The sequence below is a fragment of the Moorena sp. SIO4G3 genome, from assembly GCF_010692305.1.
In the GTDB taxonomy this organism is placed as follows: Bacteria; Cyanobacteriota; Cyanobacteriia; order Cyanobacteriales; family Coleofasciculaceae; genus Moorena; species Moorena producens_A.
The window spans coordinates 1-11,541 of the sequence record NZ_JAAHIG010000285.1; the positions used below are offsets into that span (position 1 = coordinate 1).

Consider the following 11,541-nt stretch of genomic DNA (forward strand, 5'->3'; position numbering starts at 1 on the left):
TGGGGCGAGCCTAGGAACTGAGACAGCAGGGGCAGATTGGGCAGACAAACGCATGGTAACTCATGAAACTCTCAGCTAACTTGTAAGCCTAGCATTTATTAGCTTTCATGAGAATGAAATAGCCCTGGGTATATCTACACCCAACTTACTTTTAACTCGATTACGCAATTCTAAAGCCATCAAGGAATCCAGTCCCATCGTAGTTAAAGGCTGCTGTAGGTCAATGGTCATGTCTCCCATTCCTAACACCGTAGCAATTTCAGATTGAAGGTGACTTGATAAAATAGTTTCCCGTTCAGTTTTTGAAGCAACGTCTAATTGAGATATAAGTTGAGATTGTTGAAATTCTGTTGTAGATTTTGTGGTAGCAGTAAACGCTTCTAAAAAGGGTAGTTTGACTCCATTAGGTAGTTGGCTGAAAAATTTATTCCACTGAATTGTAACTACCCCAACTTCTACCGCTGAACTACTTATTAATAAATCCAAGGCTTCTAACACTTGAGAAGGAGAAATCGGATTAATTCCTTTTTGTATTGCTCTACGATCTGCCCCACTTTCAGCAGCTAGCCCCACCTTAGAAACAGGTCCCCAGTTAATACTCAATCCTGGTAATCCCATACCGTGACGATAGTGGGCGACTGCATCCATAAAACCATTAGCGGCGGCATAGTTTCCTTGACCTGGTGAACCCAACATCGAAGCCATCGACGAGAAACAGACAAAGAAATCTAAGGGTAAATCAAGGGTCAGTTGATGCAAATGCCAAGTTCCGGCCACCTTTGGTGCCATCACTTTGGTAAACTGCTGCCAACTCATGTTTTGCAGTAACCCGTCATCCAATACCCCGGCGGCATGAATCACTCCTTTGAGTGGGGGTAATGATGCTGATATTTCCTCTAGGGTCAAGGCTACATCTTCAGTTAGGGAAATATCCCCTAATACTACTCTGACATGGGCTCCGGTTGTTTCTAACTCCTCTATTACTTTTTGTGCTGTTTGGTTGGGAGCCCGACGTCCCATTAATACTATCTGCTTTGCTCCCTCTTTTACCATCCATTGGGCTACTTCCAGCCCTAAGGCTCCTAATCCTCCTGTAATCAAATAACTGGCTTCTGGTTTGATGGACTTTTGCTCAGATAAAGCTTCTGGCATTTCCACCACTACCTTCCCTATATGCTTGGCCTGCTGCAGATACCGGAAGGCTGCTGTGACTTCCTGATCAGGGAATACTTTATAGGGTAAGGCTTTGAGTTTTCCTTGGTTCCATTGCTGAGTTAATTCCTTGGACAGTTGAGCCATTACATTTGGTTGTTGTTGTACTACTTCTCCTAAATCAAAGGGGTAGTAACTAACATCTGGTCGTTGTTCCCATACTTGCTGTTGGTTCCAAATCCCAATTTTGCCAATTTCGACAAATCTGCCTGTTGGAGCTAATACTTCTAAGCTCTTGGGAATATAATCTCCATTGAGGCTATTGAGGACTACATCTACCCCTTCCCCTGCAGTGCGCTCCAGGATTTCCCCAGCAAACTCTAAGGTGCGGGAGTTCATGACGTGCTTAATGCCCAGGGATTTGAGAAATTCCCATTTACTCGGACTTGCTGTAGCAAATATTTCTGCCCCGGCTCGTTGGGCGATTTGCACGGCGGCTTGCCCGACACCACCTGCTGCGGCATGAATTAATACTCGCTCTCCTGGTTGAATTTTGGCTAAGTTATGCAACCCGTAGTAAGCAGTCAGGAATGTCAAGGGTAGGGTGGCTGCTTCGGTGAAACTCATGTGTTTCGGCTTTGGCATCACATGGTCTACTGTGGTAGTGATAAAACTGCTGAAACCGTCGTGGAGCATGGTGGCTATGACTTCGTCTCCTACTTGCCACTGTGGAACTTGTTCTCCTACGGCAGTGATTTTACCAGCACATTCAAAACCGAAGGTTAGTTGCTGTGCACTGCTGATGCCTAGATCGGAGGCGTAGTAGTCTTTAAGTAATCCTAGGGCGTTGAGCACGTCTCGAAAGTTTAGTCCCACTGCAGCTACAACGATTTCTACTTCCATAGCTTTTGGAACACGCCGCTGCATTGGCTGCCAGTTGAGATTGTCTATCACTCCGTATTCTGACAGTTTTAATTGCACTGGTTGGTCGGCTGAGGTGATTGGCTGTTTGTGGGGTTTTTGTACCAGTCTGGCTACATAACGACTGCCCTGACGTATGGCGATTTGGTCTTCTACATCTTCTGATAACAGTTCTGTGACTAGGGCTTCTAGGTTTTGAGTAATCTGCTTTTCTGGGTCACAGTCGAGGCGTTTACAGCCTAATTCTGGGTGTTCTTGGGCGATTACTCGTCCTAGTCCCCATAAGCTTCCATACTCGGGGTTGATTACTTCTGTGTCTGAGTTGACCCTCTGGGTTCCTTGGGTTACTAACCATAGCTGTGGCATTTTTTCCGGTTTGCTGTTGACGATGGCTTGCACCAAATGCAGCACTGCCCCACAACTTTTTTCTTGAATTGTCTGTAATTCTAGGTGGTCTTTGCCAACGAGTTCTGGCACACTCCACAGATGCACAACCCCTGTCATCCCTGGGTTTTCTTCTAGCAGTTGTTGGAATTGTTCACCACTGGTGGGATTGATTTGATAGTGTTGTGGACTTAGTTGCTCATAGGTTTGTCCTGCTGATACTCTGATGCACTCGTGACCAATGTGTTCTAGTGCTTCTACTAGGTGAGTATCTTCTGCCAAGACTAACCATTTGCTAGTTACTGCTGGTGATGGGGTGGTTGATGGTAGGGCTTGAGCTTGCCAGTTGATTTGATAATACCAATGGCTGATATCTGGTTGCAGACTTCTCAACAGAGCATTGGCTGTGGTTGCCCTTACCCTTAATCCCTCTAGCTCGGCTAGTATCGTGCCGAAGTTGTCTACCAGCAAAATCTCGGCGGTTAAGCTGGTTTCTGGTATTTCTGCTATTGCCCATACCTGGTTTGTGATCTGACGATACAGTTTGAATTTTTCTATCCCTACTGGCAGATAGGTCTGGTCGGTTTCGGTGTTGTCATTGGCATGACGTATCATTTGTAGAGCTGCATCTAATAGGGCGGGATGTAGCTGATAGTCTGTTACTTGTGCTGTTAATTCCTCTGGTAAGGTGATTTCTCCTAGGGCTTTCCTTTGACCTTTCCACAACTGTTTTATTCCTTGGAAACTGCTGCCGTAGTTAATCCCTATTTCCTGACATTGTTGATAATGTTGTTTGATGTCTATGGCTTGACTACACTCTCTTTTATATTTTTCTAGGTCGATTTTGGCTTTGCTATTGGTAGTCGGCTCGGTATAGATCTTTCCTTCGCTGTGCAACAGCCATTGGGGTGTCTGTTGATTTTCAGCAATGGATGTGCTGAATATTTCGAACTTATAGCTGTTGTTTTCTAAGGGGCTGACTACTGTTTGTATTGTCAAAATTTCTGTTTCTGGTAGGATTAAGCCTCTTACTATGGCGACATCTGCTACTTCTACTTCGGCTTTGTTGAACAGAATTTTAGCTGATGAAGCTGCCATTTCTAGGTAGCCTGTGGCTGGAAATAGCACTTTTTCAAATACTTGGTGGTGACTGAGATAGGCTGGGGATTCTGCCCTTAGGTATGATTGAAAGTGATGTTGATTCTCTATTCCGGCTAGGTTGAGTTTTTCTCCTAGTAATGGGTGCAGATTTTTTTCTTTTAACCAATACTGTTGCTGTTGGTAGCCATGTTGGGTTTCTACCCAATACCGTTCTCGTTGGAATGGATATGTTGGCAATACTACTTTCTGACGGCTATAGTCTCGGTCAAACCCTGACCAATCTACCTTGACTCCCTGGACATATAACTGTCCTAAACTAGACAGCATCTGCTGCCATTCTTCTACTCCCTCCCGCAACGACGGTAACCACACACCGAATTCTGCTGGGAGACACTGCCGCCCCATGCCTAATAAAATTGGTTTCGGTCCGATTTCTAGGAAGATTTCATAGCCAAGTTGGTGCAAGGTCTCCATACTTTGGGCAAACCTTACAGGTTCTAACACATGATTTACCCAATAGTTGGCTGTGGCTATGCTCTTGTCGGCTTGAAGTCCAGTAATATTTGATATTACTGGTATTTTGGGTTGATGGTAGGTGATTTGATGGGCTACTGCTTCAAATTCTGCCAACATTGGTGCCATCAACGGTGAATGGAAGGGGTGGGATACCTGTAGCCTTTTGGTCTTGATTCCCTCAGCTTCTAATTTGTCACAAATAGCACCAATATCTTCACTGGCTCCAGAAATTACCACACTTAATGGACCATTAATAGCAGCAATTGCTACTTTCTCTGTGTAGGTCTTAAGGAAATCACGCACTTTTGACTCCGATGTCATCACCGAAACCATCTCTCCACCAGAGGGCAACTGTTGCATCAATCTTCCCCGGGTGGCAATGAGTTTTAAACCGTCTTCTAAACTAAATACTCCTGCTACCGTTGCAGCTACATATTCCCCCACACTATGCCCCATGACGGCATTTGGTTCAATACCCCAGGATTGCCATAACTTAAACAAGGCATATTCAATGGCAAATAGGGCTGCTTGAGTATAAGCAGTTTGGTCTAGTAAAGATGAAACTTCTGTATTCCCTTTTCTTGGTTCCGTTTTCCCTAAATTAGGATAGAGAACTTCTAGTAAAGAATGTTCTAACTCTGAACTTAGGATAGTTTCACATTGGTCAACTGCTTGACGGAACACTGGCTGGGTTTGATAAAGTTGCTGTCCCATGTTGATATACTGGGAACCTTGACCAGTGAAGAGAAAGGCTACTAATGGTGAACTGGTATTGCTGGGAACTTGTCCAGAAAATAATCCTCCTACTGCTTCGACCCCTTGGTGGTGAAGCAGTTTTTCGGCTAATTCCTGTTGGTTAGAGACTATAAGGGCTAGGCGGTGGTTGAAGTGCGAGCGCCCTGTATTGGCAGTGTAACAAATGTCTGCGATCGCATCTTCTATATGAGTGTCTATATGATTATGATAACGATTAGCTAAATCTTCCAGAGCTTTTGGAGTTTTTGCTGACAGGGTTAATAAATGAACAGGACGCTCTAAAGAATCCTTGAGCAGGGGGGGTTGGCTCTTGACTTGAATTGGTGCTTCTTCCAACACTACATGGGCATTAGTCCCACTCATTCCAAAGGAACTCACCCCTGCAATTCTGGGTTTCTCTCCAGGAGACCAAGGTCTTGGTGAAGTAGGAACTACCAGAGGAAACTCATCCCAAGGGATGTGGGGATTTGGGGTAGAAAAGTGCAAATGAGGTGGTATTTCCTGGTAATGTAGGGACAGCACTACTTTAATCAAACCTACTATTCCCGCTGCTGCCTCTAGATGACCGAGGTTAGTTTTTAGACTACCAATCACTAAGGGATTAGACCGACTACGATTGGGGCATAATACAGATGCCAAAGCTCCCACCTCGATCGGATCTCCCAGAGATGTACCAGTACCGTGAGCTTCAATATAATTAATTTCCGTTGGCTCTACCTTACCATTGGTAAGAGCTTGACGAATTAATTTCTCCTGAGCCATTTGATTAGGTACAGTTAAACCACTACTAGGTCCATCATGGTTAACAGCTGAACCTCGAATCACAGCCCAAATTTTGTCTCCATCTGCGATCGCATCCGATAGGCGCTTCAGGATAACTATGCCACAACCCTCACTACGGCTAAACCCGTCTGCACTAGCATCAAAAGTCTTGCATCTGCCATCTGGGGAAAGGGCTTTAGCTCTTGACAAAAAGATTGTTCCTTCTGGAAAGAGATTGAGGTTGACACCTCCAGCTATAGCTAAATTAGACTCGGTGGTTCGTAAGCTCTGACAAGCTAGGTGTACTGCTACTAAAGAAGAAGAACAGACAGTATCAATAGCCATATTGGGGCCTTGTGACCCTAGAAAAAAGGAAAGTCGTCCTGATGCAAAAGACAAACCGTTCCCTGTGCCATCATAGATACTCAGCTGTTCATGGTAATTGGAGTCTGCTAATCGCAATCTGCTATATTCGGTTTGTGTAATACCAAAAAAAATTCCTGTCTGGCTATTTTTCAAGTTTTGGGGCACAATCCCAGCGTATTCTAATGCTTCCCAACTCACCTCTAACAGCAAACGCTGCTGAGGGTCAAGGCTAAGAGCTTCTCTGGGAGAAATGCCAAAGAACCCTGGATCAAACTTATCTATATCATGTAAAAATCCAGCATTTCTTGTGTAAACTTTGCCAGGAGTTTCTGGATCAGGGTCATAGTATTCATCGATATTCCAGCGGTCTAGTGGAACTTCAGTTATAGCATCCACTCCATTACGTAAAAGATGCCAAAACTGTTCTGGAGTGTTTGCTTCTCCAGGAAAGCGACATCCCATACCAATAATAGCTATAGGTTCATTTTTTTGATACTCTAAATCCTTCAATTTAGACTCCAAAGCTTCTAGCTTTATAAGAGCCTTTTCCATTAAGGGTTTATAGTCAATACTTCTGCTACTTTCTTTCATCATTTTTTTATTCCAAAGCTTCTATTTTTTTAGCAAGTAATTTGGCAATCTCATCTTCAGACATTTCTTGGAAACGAGATGATGGCGAAGTTTCTTCCTGTACTTTCTTCTCTTTATCCTCTAAGGTAACCAAAAAATAGTTGGCAAACACCTCAGTAGTCAGATAATCTATCAATGCTGCCAAATCCGGATATTTAAAAGTTAAAGTAGAGGGTAAATCACATTCTAAACTTTTCTGCAAACGATTCCTGAACTCCACAGCCATTAAGGAATCCATTCCTAAGTCAAAAAATCCTTGTTTTAAATCAACCTGTTGAGATGAATTGAAGCCCAATACCTCAGCTACTTGACGACGAATATGAGCAACTAAAATTTCTCGTCGTTCACTGGGTACCGCTGTTTTCAACTGTTGTAAAAGCGAGAATTTCAAGGATTCAGAAGTATGGTCATAAGCGTGGGTGGTTTGATACCAATCTGATAAAAATAGCCATTGTGCAACTCGGTCTTGCCACGCCGACCACTTAATAGGTACTACCCCAACCTCCACATTTGAACTACTCATCAATAGCTCCAGTGACTCTAATACCTGAATCGGAGAGATCACACCCATGCCTTTTAGCTCTGCGAGATCTGCACTACGCTCAGCTGCTACTCCCACTTGAGATACTGCACCCCAATGAATGCTCAATCCTGACAACCCCAGACCTCGACGATAATGGGCTAAACCATCCAGAAAGGCATTAGCTGCAGCATGATTTCCCTGACCGGGAGAACCAAACAAAGAAGCGGCAGAAGAAAACAGGACAAAAAAGTCCATTGGCTGGTTTTTGGTTAATTGATGCAAATGCCAAGCCCCTTGGACTTTGGGAGCCATCACTTTTTCAAAGCTAGACCAATTCTGGTTTTGGAGGATTCCATCAGATAACAATCCTGCCGAATGAATTACTCCTGCTAATGGTAGGTTGGACTGCTCGATGTTGGACATCACCCTTGTCATTGATTCAACATCAGACACATCAGCTTTTTCTACTACTACAAAGGCTCCGGTTTGTTCTAATTCAGTTAATTTTTTTCGTGCCGTCTCGTCTGGGGAACTGCGTCCGAGCAATACTAAATGTTTGGCTCCTCGTTCTACCATCCAACGGGCAACTAGTAAACCTAAACCTCCATTACCTCCTGTAATTAAGTAGGACGCATCGTCCCGGAAGCTCAAAGACACTTCTGCTTGAGCTTGACGACTACTCACTAAACGAGGCACATAACGAGTCTTTCCTCGCAAAGCCACCTGGTCTTCCTTATCCTCTGACCAAATTTCTGAGAACAGTTCCCATGCTTGATGCTCTAGAGTTTCCTGGGGGTCTAAATCAATTCGCACACAGTTGAGTTCTGGGTGTTCTAAGCTAATCACTTTTGCTAGTCCCCACACCGAAGATTGTACTACTCCTGGTATGATCGCAGCAGTTTCAGGTACTGGTTGGGCTCCTTGAGTGACTAACCATAATCGTGGCGGTGAGGAGAATTCTGCTTTGACTAATGCCTGCACCAAGGATAATGTGGTGCCACACCCTAGTTGAGATAAGTTTTCTAACTCCTCGGAGCTGATGTTTTTACCAATTCCGGCTTCGGTGGTCCAACATTGCACTACTCCATATAAGGAAGGTAATTGGGCTTTTAGGTGAGCTACCAGTTCCTTAAATTCCTCTGGGTTGTGGGGGTTGATGGTAATTTCTTCGGCGGCGATTTGTTGATATTTTTCCCCAGCAAATACCAAGGTACACACTTGTCCGGATGAGCGCAGTTGAGTAGCTACTTTTTGGGCAATTCCCTGTTGGTCTGCTAGTATTAACCAACCCTTGGGTTCTGATGATGTCTTCTCTATAGTGGTTTCTTCTAGTTGAGCAATAATCACTGCTTGCTGGGACAAAACTGTAGGGACTCCATCAGTCTCTGGTAGAGTAACCACTTCGGTAAAACCTGTTTCCCTGAGCAATTGTTTCCATTTGCTTCTACTTAACAGTGGATAGTCCCCTCGTAATTCTAGATCTTGGAATTTCCACCATCCTTCTAAGAGTCCGAAAATTAAGTCTACCCATCCCTGACGAGTTGTTGCCTCTAACAACACCAAGATTCCCCCAGGGGCTAATAATTGACGCACATGGCATAGAGTTTGCTCTAAGGAGGTGGTGGCGTGCAGCACATTAGCCGCGATCACGATATCGTATTGATGAGCAATAAATCCTTGTGCAGTTGGGTCTTGTTCTATGTCGAGGGTTTGATAGGTAACATTGGGATAATCCCGGAATTTCTCTTGGGCTTTGGCGGTAAATAAAGCACCAATATCCGTGAAGACATATTCACTTTGATCTGGTGGCAAATGGGGCAGAATATAGCTAGTTGTTCCTCCTGTGCCTGCACCTAGTTCTAATAGTCTCACTCCTCGCTGTGGTGGTAACTTCTCCAAGGCGGTTGCGATCGCTTTCTCCACTAAGCTATTCATCACCTTCGCTCCCGGAGAGTCTTGATAGAGTTGGGTAGCAGTAGTTAAATCCCCTTCTGGAAATACTAATTGTACTGGGTCTATCGCTCCTCTGAGTACGGCACTCAATTGGGATGCACAACGGTTGAGCAGGGTGAGTTCAGCTTGAGCTTGGGGATATTGACTTAGTAGCGTTTTTGTTTTTTCTTTGAGGTTGGTTTGTCCTAATTGTTGCTGTACTTGCCATTGGTCTTGATTTTTCTTGAGGATACCGACTTGCTTGAGCATTTCTAGCAGACGCCTGAATAGTCGGTGATGGCTTGGTACGATTCTTAAGTGTTTTATCGCTTCAATAACAGTAAACTTTTCTCCGACAGGGTAAGACCAACCCATTTGCCGAAAAGCTTGTAAGACAAACTCCACACTCAAGTCTTCTAAATCACTTAAGAGTTGACCATAGTTATCATTATCGGTTTGAGAACTTAATTGAGAAAGGGTTGGCTTCAGTTTTTGACTAATTTCGACTAGAGAGGGCAGATAAGTCGGGGGTAGTAATCGCCCAAAACGAGCTTTCCGTCGCCATTGGACTTCGTACAGACAATTGCTCAGGGCAAATGCTTCAGTTCCTAGTAAGCTTTCAGGGGTAGCTAGTTTGACTCGTAAGCCAAATAGGGTGGCCAGGATTTCTCCTTTGCCATTGACCAGGGTGAGTTGAGCTGTCCAATTTTCTTGAGTTTCAATGGTCACTGAGGCCATTGCCCATACAGACAGCCCCGGACGACTATATACTTTTAATTGCTCGATTCCGATGGGTAGATAAGTTTGGTTGGTGTTGGTTTCGGGTAGTGCATGGATCAGCACCTGTAGCGCCCCATCTAATAAAGCGGGATGGAACTGATAGTCTGTGACTTCTGGCAGTAAATCTGGGGATAACTCAATCTTTCCTAGGGCTTGGTTGGACCCCTTCCACAGCTGTTGGATTCCTTGGAAACTGTTTCCGTACTCAATTCCTCTTTGTCGATAGTGTTGATAATGGTCTGGGATTTCTATGGGTTGACTACACTCGGTCAAGTATTTTTCTAGGTCAACAGTAGCCACACCAGTTTCCATTTCTGCGGCTCGAATTTTTCCATTGGCATGAAGTATCCACTGGGGTTCGTCCTGGTTCGGCTGTTGCTGTTGAGTAAATACTTGCCATTGGTAGGTTTGGTTTTCTGATGGAGTTAGTATAGTCTGAACTGTTTTTATTTCTCCTTCTGGTAAAATCAATCCGGTTGGGATGACTAGGTCTTCTACTACTAGATTATCAGTTTTAAAGCGGTTTACTCCTGCAGCTAGAGCTATTTCTAGATAGGCCGTTGTGGGGAATAGCGCCCGGTCAAATACTCGGTGGTGCTTGAGGTAGGCTGGTTCATCTTCTGCTAATAAAGATTCAAATTGAACTTGTTGTGGCTGACCGGCACAATAGAACCTTTTACCCAATAAGGGGTGGAGAGTTTTTTCGGTTGATAAATACGGTTTTTTGCGGTTACTCTTATTACTTTCTATCCAATACCGTTCTCGTTGGAATGGATATGTCGGTAACACTACTTTCTCACGGCTATATTGTCGGTCAAATCCAAACCAATCTACTTTGGCTCCCTGTACATATAACTGTCCTAAACTAGATAGCATCAACTGCCATTGATCTACTCCCTCCCGCAACGATGGTAACCACACACCAAACTCTTCTGGGAGACACTGCCGCCCCATCCCTAATAAAATTGGTTTCGGTCCGATTTCTAGGAAGATTTCATACCCTTTTTGGTGCAAGGTCTCCATACTTTGGGCAAAATTGACTGGTTCTAACACATGATTTACCCAATAGTTGGCTGTGGCAATGCTCTTGTCGGCTGTTACTCCTGTGACATTGGATATTACTGGTATTTTTGGTTGATGGTAGGTGATTTGATTGGCTACAGCTTCAAATTCTGCCAGCATTGGTTCCATTAAATGTGAATGGAAGGGGTGGGATACCTGTAGCTTTTTGGTCTTGATTCCTTCTAATTCTAATTTGTCACAAATAGCACCAATATCTTCACTGGCTCCAGAAATTACTACACTTTCCCGTCCATTAATAGCAGCAATCGCTACTCTGTCATTTAATGGTGCGATCGCTTTTTTAACCTGCTCCTGTGAAGCCAAAAGTGAAACCATTTCACCGCCAGACGGCAACTGCTGCATTAATTTTCCGCGATGGGCGATCAGTTTGAGACCATCCTCTAAGCTAAAAACCCCAGCTACACAAGCAGCCACATACTCGCCAACGCTATGCCCCATGACGGCATCTGGTTCAATACCCCAGGATTTCCAAAGTTGATAGAGGGCATATTCAATGGCAAATAGGGCTGGTTGGGTATAGGCGGTTTGATCTAAAACAGATGAAACCTGCTCTTCTACTTGAGTAGGATACAGTACCTCTATTAGGGAATGCTCCAGATAGGGGCGCAGAATTTCATTGCACTGCTCGATAGTTT

Annotated in this window: 2 protein-coding genes; both read right to left on the minus strand. The window is 44.3% G+C overall.

All coding sequences use genetic code 11. The annotated features are described in order from the left end of the window. Positions 1–105: 105 nt before the first annotated feature. Complete coding sequence (locus tag F6J99_RS33095; protein ID WP_293119420.1) at positions 106–6,549, minus strand: type I polyketide synthase; 6,444 nt, start codon at positions 6,547–6,549, stop codon at positions 106–108. A 7-nt stretch (positions 6,550–6,556) separates the two neighbouring features. Further along, positions 6,557–11,541: SDR family NAD(P)-dependent oxidoreductase (locus F6J99_RS33100; RefSeq protein ID WP_293119422.1), on the minus strand; the 4,985-nt coding region annotated here is incomplete at its 5' end.